Below are 18616 nucleotides of genomic sequence, written 5' to 3' on the forward strand. Positions count from 1 at the left end.
AGGTCTGGACAAGGTTAGGCTACTACATTGATTGAGTTGCTTGTATTGGAGTTGTTTCGCATGTTTTTGGGTTTTAATTGCCTTTTTTTGCCATGTTTTTCAGGCTGAATTTGAAGGTGATAAATGGGGGGCTGAGGAAGGTTCAGGATTGATCTGTTTGTTATCTGGCCTTATCCTGTTCTTTAACTATTTACAGGGATCTGAAGCAGATGATTGTGCAGATGCACCAAAGCTGGATTCGGATTTTCTTTCCTGGTCAGCATAATCAGTGGAATAGTCTCTTTTTCATTTTCAAGAGGGATGAATTTTAAATTAAGTGCATAACCATTTGCTATCTGCTCTGGTAACAGCGAGATTCCAAAACCACTTTCCACTAATCTTAAAACAGAATTCAGCTGAGAAGCATGATGTGAAATTTGCGGAGTGAACCCGGCATTCGCACACATGATTAAAAAACTATCAAAGATAGTAGGACCGCATTCACGTGTAAAAGTGATAAACTTTTCATCAATTAATTCTTTAACTGATATTTTATTGTTTTCTGATAATGAGTGTTTTGCATGGATTACTGCTACAAAAGGTTCAGAAAGAATCAGTTTCTCTTCCAGTTTTTCGGGATGGAGCCATGTTCTGACAAAAGCAGCATCCAGTGTTCCGTTGTTCAGTTCGTGAACCAGATTGTGATTGGTAAGCTCTTCAAATTGCAGATTGATATGCGGAAGGTTTTTGTTGAACTCTGCCAAAAGTGAAGGCAGTTTGCTATGCATAACCGCACCGGCATAACCAATCCTTAAGGTACCAGTTTCACCCTGTCCATAAATTGCCAGGCGCTTTTTTACGGTTTGCATCTGCAAAATCATTTGTTTGGCATCCTGTAAAAAATCAAGTCCGGCGGGAGTGAGGATTACGCTCCTTTTAGTGCGTTCAAAGAGCAATACACCCAGTTCATTTTCTATTTGCTGAATCATTCTGCTCAAAGGGGGCTGAGAGATATGCAGCCGTTCAGCTGCCCGGCCAAAATGCAATTCTTCGGCTAAGATCAGAAAATAGTTAAGGTGTCTTAAATCCATATTAATACTTTTTTGGTATTAGTTGTTGACAAAAATAGTATTTTGGGTATTAAAACGTAAATGTAATTTTGTACCAGTTCATTAAAAAACATGAAAAATATTTTATTCACCCTTTTATTAATTTATCCCATTGGCATCATGGCACAATCAAAAGAAAATCCGGTTAAAAAATTACCATACAGCAAAGTGAAACCTGCAGGGGATTTTGTTTTTATATCCGGACAGGTTGGTGTGGATAGTTCAACTGGTAAATTAGTAATTGATAGTTTTGAGTCTGAATTACATCAGGTTATGAAAAATATAAAAGGTTTGCTTGATGCGCAGCAGCTTGACTTTAGTGACCTGGTCAATGTAACTATTTATTTGAAAAACATGGACAACTATCCGCTGACCAACGAGGTTTACAGTTCTTATTTTAAAGATGATTTTCCTGCCAGGGTTTGTATTGCAGTACTTGATTTACCTGCAAAAGCAAATGTTGAAATTGCAGCTACGGCATTCAGGCGTAAAAATTCTTTAATGGAAAACAAAAAGCTGGTCTCTCAATTTCTGGAAGAAGTGCGTTCAGGAAAAAAGCCGGATCACGCAGGCTTATTTATGGCCGATACGATGCTGGCACATCAGATGAATGCAGAGCAGGAAGCTGCAATCAAAAGAACACCTCAAAACTACACGGAACATATCAGGGAATTCCTGGCATTATATGGCAATTTTAAATTTGAGGTCACTGAGATGATTGCCGAAGATGACAAGGTTTATGTGAGATGGAAACAAACAGGGAAACACCTGGGGACAATTGATGGGCATCCGGCTACCGGCAAACAGCTGGTTGAGATTTCGAGTGCGGTTTACCGTATTGTAAATGGTAAAATTGCTGAATACTGGATACAGACAGACCGTCTGGGATTGGAGAAACAATTGCTTCGTTAATTGGATCATTTGGGAAAAACAAAAGAGGGAATCTATATCAGATCCCCTCTTTTGTTTACTGTATATCCTTTGTAGAATAGCAATTGTAAATTATTGATTGAAGTAATTATAGTTTCTGATTAAGCCATCATAATCACGGTCCAATCCTTCGATATCGTTATCTGTCAATTTACCTGCTGCTGTGGCATCACGCAGTGTCTTTTTAGTACGGAGTAAAAGATCGTGAAAGCCTTCATAAAACCGTTTATACTGGCCATCTTTATTGGCTTTTTTAGCGTTGTCAATATTCAGACCTGCATTTTTTGCTTGTGCAGCTTCTAAGCTTTTATAACTTTCCTGTACCTGATTACTGATCTTTGGGTAATTTTTGCCATTATCTGCCAGCAAATCGACGAAACTACGGATATTCTTCATATCAGTTTTCATGGCTACGATATATTCTTTCAGTGGGCTGTCTTTTAAAACAACAATTTCGGCAGCATCAGCTACTTCATTTACTTTTTTCATCAAAACAATCTTATCTGTATAAAGTACTTGTACAGTCTTTCTGATGGTATCAATGAATGCATAACCTTTAGCTCCTTTATCGTCCTTATAATCCTCTGCTTTAAGGTAATCATCCAATTGTTTGTAATTATGCTGAAGCTTTGTGAATAAGGTATTGTACTGGGTGATCTGCGTTTTAAAATAGGCCTGGTTCTCTTTTCCCAATTCATCAACTGGTTTCTCCAGGGTTACGCCATTCATATTGGTCAGCCCGGCCCGCATCACATGTGGTGTAATTATCCCAATGAATGCAAATTTGTCTGCAGGGTTTTTCAGGCCCTTTTCTATACGGCTTGCATTTCCAAGGATGTCTTTCAAATAAGAGTTATGACTGTTTGCCATGTCTACAACGAGGTTAGTATACTCAATGACACGGCTCGCGCTATCAGCCGGTCCGGCTATATCAGTGGAAGAACTGGTACCTGAAGCAGCCTGATTTTTCTTCTTATTATTGGTGCAGGATAGTGTTGCTGATAGCAGGGTTATACAGCAAAAGATATAGGTAATTATTTTTTTCATAATGTAAATGGTTGATTGATGGTGAGATAAAGGTATTCTTCTATAAGAATAAATCAAAAAATAAATCTTCAGGGAATATTGTATATGTGTTTTTATTATCATTATTATAATAGCAAGATAGAACTATGGTTATTTTAATGATAGTTTTATTATCGGGAAATTTGTGCTGTTAAATCAATAAATAAAATAATGGAACGTAAAAAATTTATACAGACAGCTACGCTTGGTGCGGCCGCCGTATTGACAGGCAACGCGATTGCTGCAACTGCTAAAAATAAAAATATGGAAAATCATCATCCAAAAAATAAAGGGTTTAGCCGTGCTAACCACGTGGGGATCGTGGTTGCGGATCTGGATAAATCTATTGCCTTTTATGAGGCGCTAACCGGTCTTAAAGTGATTAATGTCGATCAGATTGGCGGTGATCGTATGGCACAGGTATTAGGCTTAAAGAAAACACTGATCAGGTATGCAAATCTGCATTTAGAGAATATCAATATGGATTTGCTGGAGTATGAGCAGCCAGAACCGGTTAAGGCTCATTATGAGAACAATCACATAAGCGCAATGCACTTATGTTTTGAAGTCGATAACATTAAGGATGCAGTGAAACGCTTGAAGGATGCTGGTATTAAATTATCTGGAGAACCTATCATTTTTGAAGCAGCAGATGGACTGAAATCAGGTTTTGGTACTGCAGTGGCTTATTTTGATGATCCTGATGGAACACATCTTGAAATTATTGAGCCACATGGCCCTTTTAAAAGAGAACGTGCGTAAGTATTCAAAACAGGAATATAGAAGTACCGGAATATGGTACTTCTTATTTAAAACAAACTGTTTGAAGCTGTATTATTTACAATTGTAGGTATAACTTATCTCATTTTGTGCATAGCTACCATTCTGGAACCTTGTCTGTTCTGTCATATTGGTCACTTTGTTATTCTGATCGATTTTGTAATCGTAATATGTTATTGTCCCATCTTCAGGCATGATATCAGCTATTAAGTTTTTAGATCCCTTACCGAGAAAACTCCATAGTTCCATAGCAACGTCATTCTGGGCCTGTGGTAAATTAAACAAATTGTTTATAGCTATATAATTAGTGTATTTAATGACAGTTTTATATAAATCGTTACTGTAGATATTATCATTTGTAATTAAAATCAGATTTCCATCCTTATAGGTATAATGCGAGGAACTTGTTATTGATCCAAATTGAAAAAAATCTCTTCTGATCATATAGCCATATTGATCATAGCTGAAATTTACTTCTGAAGTATAATTATCAATAGTTAATTTAATAATTCTACCTTCAGAATCTAGCGTATATCTTTTGGTTTTTGTTATTCCGCCGGGAATATTAGTCGTCTTTATTTCAATAATCTGTTGATCAGTATAATTAAAAGTAGTTGCTTCATTATTATAATTAAGATCTTTTTTGATTACTCTTCCTTTTTCATCATAGGTATAAAGCGTTTGAAATTGCAGGATACCTGGTGGCCTTACTGCTATAGTTTTCATCAGCTGACATTGTTCACCTTTCGGTTCTGATCCTCCTTTTTTACAGGCCAGTGTAAAGATCATGCAAACTACAGAGAGGGTTAATATTTTTTTGTTCATTTGGTGTTAAAAAAAATTAGCGCGAAAATACAATAAAAATCATAACTAATAATTATTTATTGTATAATGAAAATATTCCCCGTTGTTGTAATTCTGGTTTTTTTGTAGAATGCTTGACAGGCTTTCTATTTAATGAAAATTCTACATCTGTTAAGAATTCTAAATTTCTAATTGTAATAATTTTGAGGCATTAGACTTTTTATCGCAGATTAAATGTTTGTGAAAAAATCCCTTTTTTCATGAAAGTGAAATTTATATACCCGTAAAAGTCCACTATTGAGGTAGATTAAGGGGAACTACTCTTTTATACAAAAATTTCAATTGTATTTTGTTGAGCTTTTTGCCTAAAAGTGTACACGAACTGCAATTGGTTTTCCGGAATTAAATTGCAATATTTAAGTACTAGCCAAATTAAATTGGGTTTCAACATGAAAAAATACCTGAATTTATTTCAAAATGCTCCTGTTGCTATAGCTATGCTGGATGCGAAAACTTTAAGACTTGATTCTGCAAATCCAGCAATGCTGCAACTATGGAGAAGGGAAAAATCTGTATTGGGCAGGAAACTTACAGATTTTCTTCCTGAAATTGCTGAACAGCCCTATCATGAATTAATTTATAATGTCATCCGTACGGGAAGATCATATAGTGAAACAGGGGCTAAGTTCTACACAAATCACAATGGCAGGACGGAAACTATCTTTGTAGATTATAGCTATACACCGATTCTTGGGAAAGATAGTAAGGTGGTCTCTATACTTGTGGTTGGAATGGATGTCAGCGAGCGGGAATTAAGCCGTCAGTACATGCAGGAGTCGGACAGGAACCTGCGGGCGATGGTGATGTCTGCGCCGGTAGCTATGGCTGTATTCAGGGGCTTTGATTTTCAATTACAGTCTGTCAATGAAAAGATGCTCGATTTATGGAGTAAAACCAGCAGAATGGGCTTAAGAGAATTGCAGCATGTTTATCATAATGGCATATCATTTACTTCAGAATATGATCAGATCTGCTATAGTTATACACCTTTGAGAGATATCAAAGGAAATACGACAGGGGTAGTGATGATTGGAAACAGGAAAGAGTAGGCCTGTATGGAAATAACAGCAGATCGTTAAAAGAAGCACTGCTCAGAGTTTCAGTAATTCAAGATAAGGATCACCTGCTAAATTCAGCATCCTGGCAAAGGCAGGCTCCGTTTTATATCCCTGTTCCTTCAATTTGATAATTTCTGCTCTAAAGGATTCATCCCGCTCATTCAATAATTTGTATTCAATCAGCATATGTCTGTAACCTGCCTGTTCACGGGTAGGGATTTGCTGTCCGAAAATTTCAATTTCCCAGTTAGCGGCAATCAGCTTAGCAAGAATAACTTCCTGATCATTGATCATCGTTTCTTTCAAACTGAAATCTTTAAACAGCGAAAAGGATTCAATCAGCAGATTTCTGAACTTTTGCTTATCCTGATAACAACAGATGATATCAAGATCACTGTTTTTGATAGCTATATTCAGTGGGACAGTTCCCACCAGGATAGGATCAAATTGCTGCAGGATTTCAAAGATTAAGGAATCTTTGAGTACTTGATAAGCATCCTTTTGCCGGTCATTGCCCTTTGCTAAATAAGAGATAGAATCAAATTTTATCATCGGGCACAAAACTAAAAAGTTGCGGCCATAATTGTGCGTTTAAAAGGATAAAATACAGGTGATCCTTTAAATTCATTTCTTAATCTTTCTTTATAGGTCGCTATGAAACTTTGTCTGACATCTTCCGGCAGTTTTTCGACATAAGGGATCATGGCTGTGCCGGATACCCAGTCAAATAAAGCATCTGCATCTTTTAAAACATGAGGATAGATTTTCTCATAAACACTGATTTCAGTACCACCATGCTGAAAAAACAGCTTTGCATACTCTTCTATATCCATTACCGGTGAAACGCGGGTAAAGCCTTTTAGAACTTCTGAAAAAGGAGGGGTTGAAGCGATGTCTATTAATGTGGTATGGGTAAAATGCCTGTGATTGGATGGGATTTGTACTACAAGCTGTCCGCCGGGTTTAACTGTAGAAATGATTTGCGGATATAGGGCCTGATGATTACTGAGCCACTGGATAGCTGCATTGGAAAAGACGAGATCATATTTTTCTCCAGAACCAAGCTGTTCTTCTATTGTTCTTTTTTTAAAACTAAGCTGTTCATTTTGAAATGCAGCGGCGTCATTGAGCATTTCCTGAGAGGAATCTATTCCAAGAACAGTTGATCCTGGTAAAGCATCTGCAAGTTTCCTGGTCAGTTCTCCTGTTCCACATCCTAAATCTATTGCCTGTAAAGCAGGTTTAACTTTGACCAGTTGTATTAAATCGTAAAAAGGGCCAAAACGCTCTTGTTTGAACTTGTTGTAAACATCAGGATTCCATGCCATAATGAGGTGATTAAAATATATATATAATGATAACGTAACTATTTTAGGTTTTGGTGTGTTTCTATTCTGGAATTATACACTAATGAAATCTTAATATATCATGAAATTTTTTATAAATGAGACCGATCAGATTGTCAATGAAGCTATCAATGGATTATTAACCAATCCTGAATTGGTTAAACTGGATTCCTTCCCCGAAGTACGTGTGGTGATGCGCAAAGACTGGGATAAATCAAAAGTGGCAGTTATTTCTGGCGGTGGTTCCGGTCATGAACCGGCACATGCGGGGTTTGTAGGAAAAGGAATGCTTACGGCTGCGGTATGTGGTGATATTTTTGCTTCACCTACAGTTGATGCGGTATTGTCGGCTATTTTAGCAGCGACGGGGCCAAAGGGCTGTTTGTTAATTATTAAAAATTATACGGGCGACCGTCTTAATTTTGGCCTGGCAGCAGAACAGGCGCGTGCTTTAGGTTATGAAGTGAAAACTGTAACGGTTGATGATGATATCGCCCTTGGCCAGGATGTCAAAAAACGCGGATTGGCGGGTACTTTATTTGTACATAAAATTGCCGGACAGCTTGCCCAGGAAGGTAAATCATTAACAGAAATTGCAGAAATCGCACAGAAAGTTATAGACCGTACAGCTTCAATAGGTCTTTCACTTACTGAATGTCAGCATTTGGGACAGGAAACGACTTCCCGCTTGACTGATCAGGAAGTGGAACTTGGTTTGGGTATTCACGGTGAGCCAGGAATAGAGGTGGTTGCCTATGCAAAGGCAGATCATTTAATGGAGCTGGCAATCGGCAAACTGGAAGCAAATCTGCCTGATACCCAAGGTAGGTATGCCATGATATTTAACAATATGGGTAGTGTAAGCCCTATTGAAATGAGTCTGCTGGTCAATGCGTTCAGTAAAACAAAATTAGCCGCTCAGGTTGATTATATGGTTGGCCCTGCCGCTCTGATGTCGTCTATTAACATGAGCGGTTTTTCTGTATCAGTGCTTTTGCTGGATGAAGAAATAGAAAAGGCGTTGCTTGCTGATGCAGAGCCTGCTGCATGGCAGATGCAGCCATTCGGTAAACCAGCAGAAATCAGTAGTCCTAAACTCCCTGAAACTTTACAGTATGAGCCTTCTTTAAACCCTAAAGTTAAACAGCTGATAGAAGAAACAGGTTCTTTAATGGTTGCTATTGAGAAAGAAATCAATGCATTGGATGCTAAAGTTGGAGATGGTGATGCAGGATCTACATTTGCGCTGGCAGGAAAACGTTTGTTATTGGTTGCAGATAAGCTGCCACAGAATGAGACAGGGAAATTACTGCTGACTATTGGCCGTATACTGGCAAGAGAAGCTGGCGGATCAAGTGGTGTTTTATTATCAATTTTGTTTACTGCTGCCGGCAATACGTTTTCCAAAGAGCCTGATTTGGGGAAAGCCCTTTTAAGCGGTTTACAGAAAGTGAAAGATTATGGCGGGGCAAAAGCGGGGGACAGAACTATGATCGATGCGCTGGAGCCTGCATTTGAATCGTTAGCAAAAAAGGAGTCCATTCAAATCGTTGCACAGCATGCACGCAAGGGTGCTGAGTATACCAAAACGATTACCAATACTAAATTTGGAAGGTCTTCTTATCTTTCTGAGGCAGTTTTGAAGGATATTCCCGATCCCGGTGCAGAAGTAATTGCAAGGGTTTTTGAGCAGATTGCCTCATTAAATAATTAAATTGATTTAGTTTAGGCCGGCGTTATCTTTTTATAGAAAGCATTACCTTTTACCCGCCCCGTAAGGTGTCTAGCTTTGCAGGGAAAGACGGAAGGTAATGCTTTCTATATTAGTTATTTTTTGTTATAATCATAATTGATCATCCATTGCACGCCAAACTGATCATTGAACATACCAAAGAATGCTCCCCAGAAGGTCTTTTCCAATGGCATGATCACTTTTCCATTTGCCGAAAGCCCGTTGAATAACCTGGTAGCTTCTTCTTCAGAATCTGCCTGAATAGAAATGTAAAAACCATCGCCTTTGGTAATTGTACCGTAAGAAGCGGGACGGTCACTGCCCATCAATGTACTTCCTCCGCCAATAGGTAAAGAAACATGCATGATTTTGTCTTGCTGACTTTTATCTGCCTGGTACTCTTCAGGCATTTCGCCAAATCTGGCTAATACATCAAATTCACCACCAAATACTGATTTGTAGAAATTAAATACTTCTTCGGTATTTCCGTCGAAGTTCAAATAGGGATTAACTGTTGCCATGGTTTTTATTTTGAATTGTGTATAACAAATGTATACCCATTTTCAGTATCCGATAGGGTATGAATTAGCCAATCTTAGTGGCGTTTTGCGACTAAGAAATGTTATTCCTTAGCTGACTAAGAAATGTTATCCTGTAGCTATTGATAAAAAAACATATTTTCTACCTGGCCCCCGTTTGTTTTCCTAATTTAGGGCAAAATAATTTATGAAAAGATTTCTTGCTTTACTATCATTTATAAGCTGTATTACGCTTGCTGCACATAGCCAGTCTGCTGCTGTTTCGGACGAATTTGAACAGCCTTATACGCTGTCTAATCAGTTGGTTAGGACTGCGCTGGCTAAAAAAGACTATAAAGAGGCGGAGAAACAATTTATTAGTTTTTTAAATCAGTTTAAGGGCATGTCTGCTGATACACAAAAAAAATATGCAGCAGTTATTCCAAATCAATATTATAATCTTTCTTGTGTAAACGCATTGGAAGGCCAAAAGAATAAGGCTGTTCTGTATCTGGACAGTGCTTTTCAGAATGGATATTATGATTATAGCCATACACTTGCGGATACTGATCTGGATGGGTTACGCAACGATGAACAGTTTAAGATAGTTTTACAAAAGATAAGAGAGAAAGGTGATTATAATTATATCCTTCAAAAAGCAGGTTCTTATAATAACAATGATCAGAGGAAACCTTTAGTGTTTACTTATCAGAATGCCAGTGCACCAGAACTGGTTAAATTCAGAAAGCAGTATAAACTGGATTCTATAAGTGGAAACGGGGATGAAATATCAAAAATTAAAAACCTTCTTTTTTGGGTTCATAATACGGTTAGGCATGATGGGAATTCCAGTAATCCTGACAAGAAAAATGCGGTTGATTTAATTGAAATCTGTAAGAAAGAAGACCGTGGGGTAAATTGCCGCATGATGGCTACCGTTCTGAAAGACGCTTATCTGGCCATGGGTTTTAAGGCAAGGACAGTGACCTGTATGCCAAAAGATACTGCCGATTTTGATTGCCATGTGATCAATGTGGTCTGGTCAGAAACGCTTCATAAATGGATATGGATGGACCCTACTTTTAATGCTTTTGTGAGTGATGAGAAGGGCAATTTATTGAATGTCGAAGAAGTGAGAACCAGGCTGATCCTTAAAGAACCGCTTGTGCTGAACGATAATGCAAACTGGAATAATAAAAATAAACAGACTAAGGAGCATTATCTGGATTATTATATGTCTAAAAACTTATACTGGATAAATTGTGATGTTAAAAATGAGTGGGATATAGAGACTCCGGGAGCGGGAAAAGCGCCTTTTGCAGTTATTAATCTATATCCTGGTAATTTTTCTACGATGAGCGGAGATAAAGAAGCTGATAAAAAAAAGATAAGTTATGCGACCAATAATGCTGCTTATTTTTGGGCCAAACCGGCTTTATAGTTGATTCTGCCTGCTACTGTTTGATATTTGCTATGATCTGTTTGATTTTAGCAATCAGCAATAAAGTGTTCCGTAGTAATTTTATTCTTATTGTTTCCTCCGGGTAATATCGCCCGCAGCGCAGATAAAAATAGAATTATTATGGATTTAACAAATTACAGGACCCTTGGAAAATCGGGTTTAAAGGTAAGTCCGCTTACCCTTGGTGCAATGACTTTTGGCGAAGACTGGGGCTGGGGTTCGACTCCGGCAGATTCGGAAGCTATCCTGTCAAAGTATATTGGTTTGGGTGGTAATATCATTGATACTGCTAATATTTATACTAAAGGGCATTCCGAGAAAATTATTGGTGATTATTTAAAGAAAACAGCTATCCGCAGAGATCAATTGGTACTTTCCACTAAGTTTTACTGCAATTTGTATCCTGGTGATCCGAATTCGGGAGGTTCCAGCAGAAAAAACATTATCAGCTCTCTGGAGAATTCATTAAGAAGACTGCAAACGGATCATATAGATCTTTACTGGATGCATGCTTTTGATCCGTTTACGCCAATTGAAGAGACTATGTCTGCTTTACATGATCTGGTGCGCTCTGGCAAGGTACGTTATATTGCGATTTCTGATACTCCGGCATGGAAAATAGCACAGTCACAAATGATTGCTCAATTTCGTGGCTGGTCTGCATTTGCAGGTTTACAAATAGAATATTCTTTATTGGAGAGAACAGTAGAGGGAGAACTGATCCCAATGGCGCAGGATTTAGGCTTAGGTGTAATGCCATGGTCGCCATTAAGGGGAGGGGTTTTAAGTGGTAAGTATACCAGGGCGAATAAAGGTGAGAAACAGAGCGAAAGAACCAGTTTGGAAGGGGGGGCTGAATTTGATGAACGTACTTATCAGATTATCGACCGTTTAGCTGAAATTGCAGGGGAAAAAGAAACTACTCCGGCCAGTGTTGCTTTAGCCTGGGTGGTAAGCAGACCGGGGGTAACTTCTACTTTAATCGGCGCAAGGACTATGGAGCAATTAGATCAGAATCTAAGTTCTTTATCGGTAGTTTTATCAAATGATGATATTGCTTCATTAAATGAATTATCAGCGCCTGTATTAAATTTTCCAATCCCTATGATCTTAAACAGGGCATCCCATCTGGCGCAAGCGGGTACGACTGTGAATGACGTACCTTCTCTTGTAATTTCACTGGCACCACAAAGTATCAAAGAGGTTTATTAGGAATTAATTTTTTCTGCTGCCATCAAAAGAAAAATCGGGCGGCGTGTTTCATCTTTCATTTCTGGATACGCTTCCAGGATTTCTTTTGATGGCTGCGGTTCTGAGATACTGGTGATCCGGAATCCGGCATCAATGATTGAATTGATATAGCTTGCCAGAGTTCTGTGATATTTGATCACATCATGATCAAGAAATCTTGCTATACGCTGTCCTTCATTCTGATAACCATCAACTGGCCAGTGCAGCCTGTTTCCATCCTGATCGCAATACCAATCCTGTGCAGCAAGTGCAGTGAAAACAGGGTGCTCTACAGAAAGTACGAATGAGCCACCTGGTTGAAGTGCATGGTTGACTTTTTTGCAGACGATGTTGAAATTTTCTACATAATGAAAGGCCAGTGAGCTGATCACTACGTCAAACTGTCCCGGAGCAAAATCAATGTCTTCGATAGCCAGTTGAAGATATTCAATTGCGGGTTCAGCAGAACTCTCTCTGGCACGTTTTAGCATGTTCTCAGAAAGATCCACACCGATCACTGATTTTGCCTGCTGTTCACTTGCATAACGGCAATGCCAGCCAAAACCACAACCCAGGTCCAATACATTTTTATCTTTCAGGTCCGGGAGTAAAGCTTTGAAAACCTGCCATTCTCCGGCTGCATTTAAACCTCCGGTTGAACGGGGCATCTGACTGTAATTTGCAAAAAAACCAGGGTCATCGTATTTGTTCTGTTTCATTGATTGTCCTTTTTTCGGAAGAACCTTTGAGGATTAAAATTGGATTGCGCTTTGCTTTATAAGATTTCCTTCCAGATTCATCAAAGCAAATTTACAAATTTTATTTTTCTGCTGCGCACAGGGGGATTAAATGAAACAGCCCCGTGATTTCGGGGCTGTTCAAGATACGGAGCGTTTTTATTTCTGCCGAGGTCAATTCGGTAGCACTATTTATTCTTCATCAATGCCAGATTTTAAGGTGTCTTTCCGGATAGATAATTCCAATATAATTGAGCTCCCGAAAAATTCTGTCCACGAAGGGTCTTCTGTGAGTATTCTGGCTTCAAAACCTATAAGACTTGCAAGAAAGATGATATGTTCTGTACTATAAATATGATCATAGGAGGTAAACTCTATAGTATCTGTGCGTTGTGAGGACGGGGACTGAATTAAAAACTGTACCGGAACTTCTGCTCTGTAGTTATAGGGAGTCCATTTGATTTTACCGCTTGGCCATGCATACTTAATTTGTTCTCCTTTGGCGTTGGTAACTTCTGTATAGTTTATCTGTGGGTTGGAGAGGTATTCTGTAATCAGAAAGATATCATGCATTTCTACAAATAACTTCCCGTTATCATTTAGCTTTTGTCTGCAGTTTTTAAGCAATTGAAATACGTTTCCTATATCCAGAATACTCAGGCCATTATACAAACAGGTTATACAGTCAAATTTGATATGTTCTGGAGAAGCTAAAATAGCCTCAGGCAGATCGCCTACTATATATTGAGCGTGGTTTTGAAAACCTTCAGCTAATGCAATCTTCTTCATCTCAGTACTTGAATCTATCGCCCAAACATCGATACCGGCCTTTTTTAAGGCTTCTACACTATGCAGTGATTGTCCTGCGAACAATTCAAGAAAAGATCTGCATGGATTACCTGGCGCATAAGTGTTCAGGATGAGTTCTAACTGGTTTTTGAAATCTCTGTCGTTGGTTACATCTGCATAATAACTTGCAAACTCTTTATATAGTTTATTCTTCATTTTGATATAGTTTATTTCTTCAGTTCAACTCCTTTGCAAATCCTTGCATGTATTAGCAATTTAACCTGGAATAAGCTATTATTTTAGGGTCATATGACCCTAAATTTTAAGATTAATGATCTTTTTGGGGTATGTTATTTTTTCAGTTCATCTTTATAAATCGTTCCACCTTTCATTACAAATGGGATATGTTCGAGCAGGGTGATATCGGTCAGCGGATCATCTTTAAGTGCAATCAGATCGGCATATTTGCCTTTGCTTAACGACCCGACCTTGTTTTTCCATCCTAATAAATCAGCTGCATTTATAGTCGCTGCCTGTATAGCCTGCATAGGTGTCAGGCCAAATCTGACCATGTATTTAAACTGTTTGCCATTCCAGCCATGCGGATATACTCCGGCATCTGTACCAAATGCTATTTTTACACCCGCCTGTACTGCCCGCTGAAAACTTAAACGCTGTGCTTTACCTACCAGTTTTTCTTTATTAATGATCTTTTCGGGGGTTCCGTGTTTGGCGTAGTCGCTGAGTATATAATCATCATTATAGATATCGGCCACCAGGTAGGTTCCATGAGATTTCATCAGTTTGATCGCCTCGTCGTCTAAAAAGCTGCCATGTTCTATAGAGGCTACTCCGGCTTTGACTGCCATTTTTATCGCAATAGTACCATGCGCATGTGCACAGGTTTTTAACCCCCAGAGATGCGCTTCTTCGACAATTGCATTCATTTCTTCTTGTGAAAACTGTGGTGCGCCTACGCTTTCTTCTTCGGTAAGTACACCTGCACTTGCACCAAATTTGATTACTTCAGCGCCATATTTAATATTATAACGTACCTGAGCCCGTACACCTTCTACACCATTGGCCACACCAGTCATTTGTTTGGGCCCTATCCAGTCCAGATAAGGTGAAAAGCCATTGAGATCACCATGACTGCCTGTACTGCCTATAAATAAAGTGGCTGCGAGTATCCTTGGGCCTGGTATATCACCACGGTTAATCGCATTTCTTAGAGATATGTCTATAAATGCGGCAGCACCAACATCCCTGCAGGTTGTAAAACCGGCTTCTAAGGTGCGTTTTGCATAGATAGGTGCAACTATAGCAAGGTCTACAGGGGTCTTGCGGAAAATATCATCGTAATAGTTTTCTCCGGGCTGTACAGTAAGATGGGTATGACAATCTATTAATCCGGGTAATACTGTGGCGTCACTCAAATCTATAATCGTTGCACCCGCCGGGATGATGAGGTTCGCACCAATACTTTTTATAGTGTCATGGTCAATCAGGATGAGCTGGTTAGTGAGGATTTTGCCCTTTTCCACATCAATCAGCCTGCCTGCTTTAATTACTTTTACTGAATCGTTTTGCTGTTGCGCAAAGCTGTTTATGGATAAAAATAGTAGGATTAATGCGGTGAATTTTAACCGTAATAGAGTCATGTTATTGCGTATTTGGTTTATTAACAGCAATATATGAAATTCTATGATTTGTAAACTAATTGAAGGGATTTAGATTTTTGTAACTAGCTTACCTGTAAAAATCTTTAGCATTCACATCCCCGCGTTTTCCTGATGGGTCCTGAACTTCTAGTTTCAGGGTATATCCGCCGCCGCCTTCTAAGAATAACAATTCAAAAGTATGATACCCTTTTTTTAATGCGATCTGAGCAGATTTTTCAGTAGCGAAGTGCATGCCGTCATTATCGACAAGGACATTGCCGTCCATTTTTAATACACTGCCGTCGTCAGACCGGAGAAAAAATGTATAAACCCCGGTTTGTTCTGCATAAAAATAGCCTTTGTGCCTGGTGGCAAACTGATCTGCTGTTTTTTCTATAGGAATCTCAATAGCAGAAGTCACTTTTTGAACTTCGAGATCTTTTTCATTGATTTCTTTAACCGCTTTGTATCCATGAGGATAATAGGAAAAGTTTAAACCCTTTTGCAAATCTTTTACTTTAGTGGGTTCGGCAGAGGTCTGTTTTTTATAATTGACCGTGTAAACTTCTCCACGTTTACCGGTTGTATTGAATGCAGCTAACTTAAACTGTACGGGACGACTGACCTGAATACGCTCGTTAAATACCGGGGATGACAGCAAGGGTAAAGAACCATTTGTAGTATAATGTATTTTAAATGCTGGAATAGGATTACTGATCCGCAGAGATGCTGTATCAGTAAAAACACTGTTTAAACTAAAGCCTTTCAAATCCATGAACCTGTAATTGATATGCATAGCATCCAGCATAGGCAGTTGCATGACCACTCTGTTTTCAAAATTTTTCCAGTCTGCCGGTGTGCTGCTCCAGGCGATTTCTGACATCGCCATCATTCTTGGAAATATCATATATTCAAGACGTTGCTCACTGGGAATAGTTTCTGTCCATGTGCAGGACTGAACGCCCTTAATAAGTTTTTGACCGGCTTTGCTTAGCTGAAAACCCAGCGGGTCAAACTGATATACTTTTTGTAAAGAATTGACGTCCTGCTGGGCATCAAAATAGCAATATTCGCCTGGTGCCATGATGATCTCATTTCCTTTTTCTGCGGCATGTTTTGGAGCATCCTTAACCCAGGTACGCCAGTACATCATCGTAGCTGTTTTTGATATTCCCCCATCAAGAATTTCATCCCATCCAATCATTTTTTTGTTTTTGCTGATCAGAAAACGCTCCATTCTATGCACAAAATAACTCTGGAGCTCATTTATGTTTTTCAGGCCTTCTTTCTTCATCAACGCTTCACATTCAGGAACATTTTTCCAACTGCTTTTTTCTACTTCATCCGCGCCTAAATGAATATACTGACTAGGGAAAAGTGCAGCTATTTCTGTAAATACATTTTCTGCAAAAGTGTAGGTGGTCTCTTTACATGGGCATAAAGGCTCAGAAAAACCTTTTCCCTGTCCGCCTTTTCCATTAGAGGTGAGCCATGGTAGTAAAGCTGTCGCAGCCATCATATGTCCGGGCATATCTATTTCCGGAATAATCTCAATTGATCTTGCCTGCGCATAGCTGATCAGGCCTTTGATCTCCTCCTGAGTATAAAAGCCCCCGTATTTCTTTATCCCGTCAATCATCCTGAAATGTTTTTCTGGCAGGGCATAGTCCGGATTGTCTTTGGCTAATGCTAGACAAGTGGAGTCCTGATGATTGAGCATCCGCCATGCACCCTGAGCGGTTAGCTCCGGATATTTTTTGATTTCTATACGCCAGCCCTGATCATCTGTAAGGTGTAAATGAAATTTGTTAAACTTATATAAGGCCATCCTGTCTATCATCTTTTCAAGATAGGCAATGTCAAAAAAGTGGCGCGATACGTCTAAATGCATCCCTCTCCATTCGAAACGGGGAGCATCAGTGATTTCAACACAGGGAACGTGAAGTGTATTTAACGGGTGGCCTGCATATAAGGGGGCCCCAATTAGTTGTTTTAAAGTTGATACGGCGTAAAATGCACCTTCTGCTGTATTAGAGGTGATGATAACTGATCCGTTTTTTACTGAAAGTATATAACCGCCCTTTGGCAGTGCACTGTTACCGGTTTTAAGAATGATCTTTCCTGTGGTTTTTGCTGTTGCTGAACAATGTCCGGTCATGCTTTTAAGTTCGGCAGTAGCCGCATTAAATACAGAATTTGCAGGGCTGATAATTACCGTGTTTTTATAAAGCAGAAACTTTCCCGCTGCGGGCTTTAAGGTTGTGGGCTGCGGGATCACCGCATAACTGTTATTTACAGTTTGAGATTGTGAACCAGTCAGGTTAAGGAGCAGCAAAATAGGGAACGCAGCTAATGAAAATAGGTTGAACTTCATTGTTAATTATATTTGGTGGCCTGAGACCAAATGTAATTAAAACGTATTATTCGTGATTGGTAATTTATTAGCTGATATTATCTTTTTTCAATAGTTAACAGGGTGATATTTAATTAACCATTCCAGGCAACTTCTGTAATATCATCATCTAATTGGAGTTCTGCAATGATTTTTACGATGTCCTCTTTTGAAAAGCGATTGAATTTGAGAGATACAATAAAATCGGTATCCGCCTGTTCGACAATCATTGTGCTGATGTCCATATTGGTGTTTTCAAAGAAACGGCCAATGATGGTTACTGACTTTTCACGGTTGCTTGTGGTAATCCTGAGGCTTCGCTGGGCAAACCGTGCTGTAAATTTCTTTTCCAGTGGCTGTAACATCAGCAGTATAAAAATTGCCAGGCCTGTAGCTATAGCTGCTGCGAAATACATACCAGCACCAGATGCCAGGCCGATAGCCGCTACTGTCCATAGTCCGGAAGCTGTTGTTAAACCACGGATTATCCCTTGTTTTAAGAATAAAATGGTACCTGCACCAATAAACCCAATACCACTAATGACCTGTGCTGCAATTCTGGATGGGTCAAGAACCACATTCGGCGTACCCAGAATATCAGTAAATCCATATACTGAAACCATCATGGTTAAAGATGCACCTACACAAACCATCATATGCGTTCTTAAGCCCGCTGCCCAATCTTTACGTTCTCTTTCTAAACCAATAATTGCACCGAATAATGCAGCGAGAGCGAGACGGATAGTGATTTCGGACCAGGAAATATGCATAAGATAAATGAATTAAAATTGTTTTCTTGTTTTTACAACAAAACAAAACGATAAAGGTGTTTATATAGCTTGTAACTTCATAATTACAAGTCCTGTAAGTGGCTGATTATAAGTTCTGTTTATCGATCAGGAAAGGCCTGTTTATCTGCCCTGTAATTTGGTTAAAATCTGTGTTTTTCTTATCTTTAAGCTAT

At 39.0% G+C, this 18616-nt stretch carries 17 protein-coding genes; 6 read left to right on the top strand and 11 right to left on the bottom strand.

Annotated elements, in window-relative coordinates; translation table 11 throughout:
* Window positions 1–182 precede the first annotated feature (182 nt).
* Window positions 183–1070 (bottom strand): LysR family transcriptional regulator, encoded by an 888-nt coding sequence (locus HDE68_RS21315; RefSeq protein WP_183884253.1) that lies wholly within the window; start codon window positions 1068–1070, stop codon window positions 183–185.
* Between the two features lie 90 nt (window positions 1071–1160).
* On the opposite strand from HDE68_RS21315, the gene HDE68_RS21320 reads away from it, so the two are divergent.
* Window positions 1161–2000, top strand: coding sequence for a Rid family detoxifying hydrolase (locus tag HDE68_RS21320; RefSeq protein ID WP_183884254.1), 840 nt, complete (start codon window positions 1161–1163; stop codon window positions 1998–2000).
* A gap of 90 nt (window positions 2001–2090) precedes the next feature.
* On the opposite strand, the gene HDE68_RS21325 is transcribed toward HDE68_RS21320, so the two are convergent.
* Window positions 2091–3065, bottom strand: coding sequence for a hypothetical protein (locus tag HDE68_RS21325; protein ID WP_183884255.1), 975 nt, complete (start codon window positions 3063–3065; stop codon window positions 2091–2093).
* Window positions 3066–3254: 189 nt separating this feature from the next.
* On the opposite strand from HDE68_RS21325, the gene HDE68_RS21330 reads away from it, so the two are divergent.
* Window positions 3255–3845, top strand: coding sequence for a VOC family protein (locus tag HDE68_RS21330; protein WP_260171826.1), 591 nt, complete (start codon window positions 3255–3257; stop codon window positions 3843–3845).
* A gap of 72 nt (window positions 3846–3917) precedes the next feature.
* On the opposite strand, the gene HDE68_RS21335 is transcribed toward HDE68_RS21330, so the two are convergent.
* The gene (locus tag HDE68_RS21335) at window positions 3918–4688 is read right to left on the bottom strand and encodes a hypothetical protein (protein ID WP_183884256.1); all 771 of its coding nucleotides are present in this window, start codon (window positions 4686–4688) and stop codon (window positions 3918–3920) included.
* Between the two features lie 428 nt (window positions 4689–5116).
* On the opposite strand from HDE68_RS21335, the gene HDE68_RS21340 reads away from it, so the two are divergent.
* A complete protein-coding gene (locus HDE68_RS21340; protein WP_183884257.1) occupies window positions 5117–5776 on the top strand; it encodes a PAS domain-containing protein in 660 nt (219 codons plus the stop codon).
* Between the two features lie 42 nt (window positions 5777–5818).
* Here the strand turns inward: HDE68_RS21340 and HDE68_RS21345 are convergent, their stop codons facing one another.
* Together HDE68_RS21345 and HDE68_RS21350 are read right to left on the bottom strand one after the other, a co-directional pair.
* The gene (locus HDE68_RS21345) at window positions 5819–6337 is read right to left on the bottom strand and encodes a DUF4269 domain-containing protein (RefSeq protein WP_183884258.1); all 519 of its coding nucleotides are present in this window, start codon (window positions 6335–6337) and stop codon (window positions 5819–5821) included.
* Window positions 6338–6348: 11 nt separating this feature from the next.
* On the bottom strand, window positions 6349–7113 hold the full coding sequence (locus HDE68_RS21350) for a methyltransferase domain-containing protein (RefSeq protein WP_183884259.1): 765 nt from the start codon (window positions 7111–7113) through the stop codon (window positions 6349–6351).
* Between the two features lie 100 nt (window positions 7114–7213).
* Between HDE68_RS21350 and HDE68_RS21355 the strand changes: the two genes are divergently transcribed.
* The gene (locus HDE68_RS21355; RefSeq protein ID WP_183884260.1) at window positions 7214–8845 is read left to right on the top strand and encodes a dihydroxyacetone kinase subunit DhaK; all 1632 of its coding nucleotides are present in this window, start codon (window positions 7214–7216) and stop codon (window positions 8843–8845) included.
* Window positions 8846–8958: 113 nt separating this feature from the next.
* Here HDE68_RS21355 and HDE68_RS21360 read toward each other — a convergent pair whose 3' ends face one another.
* Entirely contained in the window at window positions 8959–9384 is a 426-nt protein-coding gene (locus HDE68_RS21360) for a VOC family protein (protein ID WP_183884261.1), read from the bottom strand.
* Between the two features lie 205 nt (window positions 9385–9589).
* Here HDE68_RS21360 and HDE68_RS21365 point away from each other — a divergent pair, with 205 nt between their 5' ends.
* Together HDE68_RS21365 and HDE68_RS21370 are read left to right on the top strand one after the other, a co-directional pair.
* On the top strand, window positions 9590–10822 hold the full coding sequence (locus HDE68_RS21365) for a transglutaminase-like domain-containing protein (RefSeq protein WP_183884262.1): 1233 nt from the start codon (window positions 9590–9592) through the stop codon (window positions 10820–10822).
* Window positions 10823–10963: 141 nt separating this feature from the next.
* The gene (locus HDE68_RS21370) at window positions 10964–12055 is read left to right on the top strand and encodes an aldo/keto reductase (protein ID WP_183884263.1); all 1092 of its coding nucleotides are present in this window, start codon (window positions 10964–10966) and stop codon (window positions 12053–12055) included.
* Here the strand turns inward: HDE68_RS21370 and HDE68_RS21375 are convergent.
* The 5 genes from HDE68_RS21375 to HDE68_RS21395 all read right to left on the bottom strand — a co-directional run bounded on the left by HDE68_RS21375 (window position 12052) and on the right by HDE68_RS21395 (window position 18422).
* The gene (locus HDE68_RS21375) at window positions 12052–12792 is read right to left on the bottom strand and encodes a class I SAM-dependent methyltransferase (protein ID WP_183884264.1); all 741 of its coding nucleotides are present in this window, start codon (window positions 12790–12792) and stop codon (window positions 12052–12054) included. The genes HDE68_RS21370 and HDE68_RS21375 overlap by 4 nt on opposite strands.
* A gap of 210 nt (window positions 12793–13002) precedes the next feature.
* Window positions 13003–13815 (bottom strand): class I SAM-dependent methyltransferase, encoded by an 813-nt coding sequence (locus tag HDE68_RS21380; RefSeq protein WP_183884265.1) that lies wholly within the window; start codon window positions 13813–13815, stop codon window positions 13003–13005.
* A gap of 134 nt (window positions 13816–13949) precedes the next feature.
* Window positions 13950–15260 carry a metal-dependent hydrolase family protein gene (locus tag HDE68_RS21385; RefSeq protein ID WP_183884266.1) on the bottom strand — a complete coding sequence of 437 codons (1311 nt, stop codon included), beginning with the start codon at window positions 15258–15260 and terminating at the stop codon, window positions 13950–13952.
* 88 nt (window positions 15261–15348) lie between these two features.
* On the bottom strand, window positions 15349–17634 hold the full coding sequence (locus HDE68_RS21390; protein ID WP_183884267.1) for a family 20 glycosylhydrolase: 2286 nt from the start codon (window positions 17632–17634) through the stop codon (window positions 15349–15351).
* A 113-nt stretch (window positions 17635–17747) separates the two neighbouring features.
* Window positions 17748–18422 (bottom strand): MgtC/SapB family protein, encoded by a 675-nt coding sequence (locus HDE68_RS21395; protein WP_183884268.1) that lies wholly within the window; start codon window positions 18420–18422, stop codon window positions 17748–17750.
* Window positions 18423–18616 lie beyond the last annotated feature (194 nt).

Source organism: Pedobacter cryoconitis, from assembly GCF_014200605.1.
Lineage (GTDB): Bacteria > Bacteroidota > Bacteroidia > Sphingobacteriales > Sphingobacteriaceae > Pedobacter > Pedobacter cryoconitis_B.

Bases quoted from the DNA above. Each gene is read 5' to 3' on its own strand.
- HDE68_RS21315 (WP_183884253.1), bottom strand. From the start codon at position 1,070: ATGGATTTAAGACACCTTAACTATTTTCTGATCTTAGCCGAAGAATTG.
- HDE68_RS21320 (WP_183884254.1), top strand. From the start codon at position 1,161: ATGAAAAATATTTTATTCACCCTTTTATTAATTTATCCCATTGGCATC.
- HDE68_RS21325 (WP_183884255.1), bottom strand. From the start codon at position 3,065: ATGAAAAAAATAATTACCTATATCTTTTGCTGTATAACCCTGCTATCA.
- HDE68_RS21330 (WP_260171826.1), top strand. From the start codon at position 3,255: ATGGAACGTAAAAAATTTATACAGACAGCTACGCTTGGTGCGGCCGCC.
- HDE68_RS21335 (WP_183884256.1), bottom strand. From the start codon at position 4,688: ATGAACAAAAAAATATTAACCCTCTCTGTAGTTTGCATGATCTTTACA.
- HDE68_RS21340 (WP_183884257.1), top strand. From the start codon at position 5,117: ATGAAAAAATACCTGAATTTATTTCAAAATGCTCCTGTTGCTATAGCT.
- HDE68_RS21345 (WP_183884258.1), bottom strand. From the start codon at position 6,337: ATGATAAAATTTGATTCTATCTCTTATTTAGCAAAGGGCAATGACCGG.
- HDE68_RS21350 (WP_183884259.1), bottom strand. From the start codon at position 7,113: ATGGCATGGAATCCTGATGTTTACAACAAGTTCAAACAAGAGCGTTTT.
- HDE68_RS21355 (WP_183884260.1), top strand. From the start codon at position 7,214: ATGAAATTTTTTATAAATGAGACCGATCAGATTGTCAATGAAGCTATC.
- HDE68_RS21360 (WP_183884261.1), bottom strand. From the start codon at position 9,384: ATGGCAACAGTTAATCCCTATTTGAACTTCGACGGAAATACCGAAGAA.
- HDE68_RS21365 (WP_183884262.1), top strand. From the start codon at position 9,590: ATGAAAAGATTTCTTGCTTTACTATCATTTATAAGCTGTATTACGCTT.
- HDE68_RS21370 (WP_183884263.1), top strand. From the start codon at position 10,964: ATGGATTTAACAAATTACAGGACCCTTGGAAAATCGGGTTTAAAGGTA.
- HDE68_RS21375 (WP_183884264.1), bottom strand. From the start codon at position 12,792: ATGAAACAGAACAAATACGATGACCCTGGTTTTTTTGCAAATTACAGT.
- HDE68_RS21380 (WP_183884265.1), bottom strand. From the start codon at position 13,815: ATGAAGAATAAACTATATAAAGAGTTTGCAAGTTATTATGCAGATGTA.
- HDE68_RS21385 (WP_183884266.1), bottom strand. From the start codon at position 15,260: ATGACTCTATTACGGTTAAAATTCACCGCATTAATCCTACTATTTTTA.
- HDE68_RS21390 (WP_183884267.1), bottom strand. From the start codon at position 17,634: ATGAAGTTCAACCTATTTTCATTAGCTGCGTTCCCTATTTTGCTGCTC.
- HDE68_RS21395 (WP_183884268.1), bottom strand. From the start codon at position 18,422: ATGCATATTTCCTGGTCCGAAATCACTATCCGTCTCGCTCTCGCTGCA.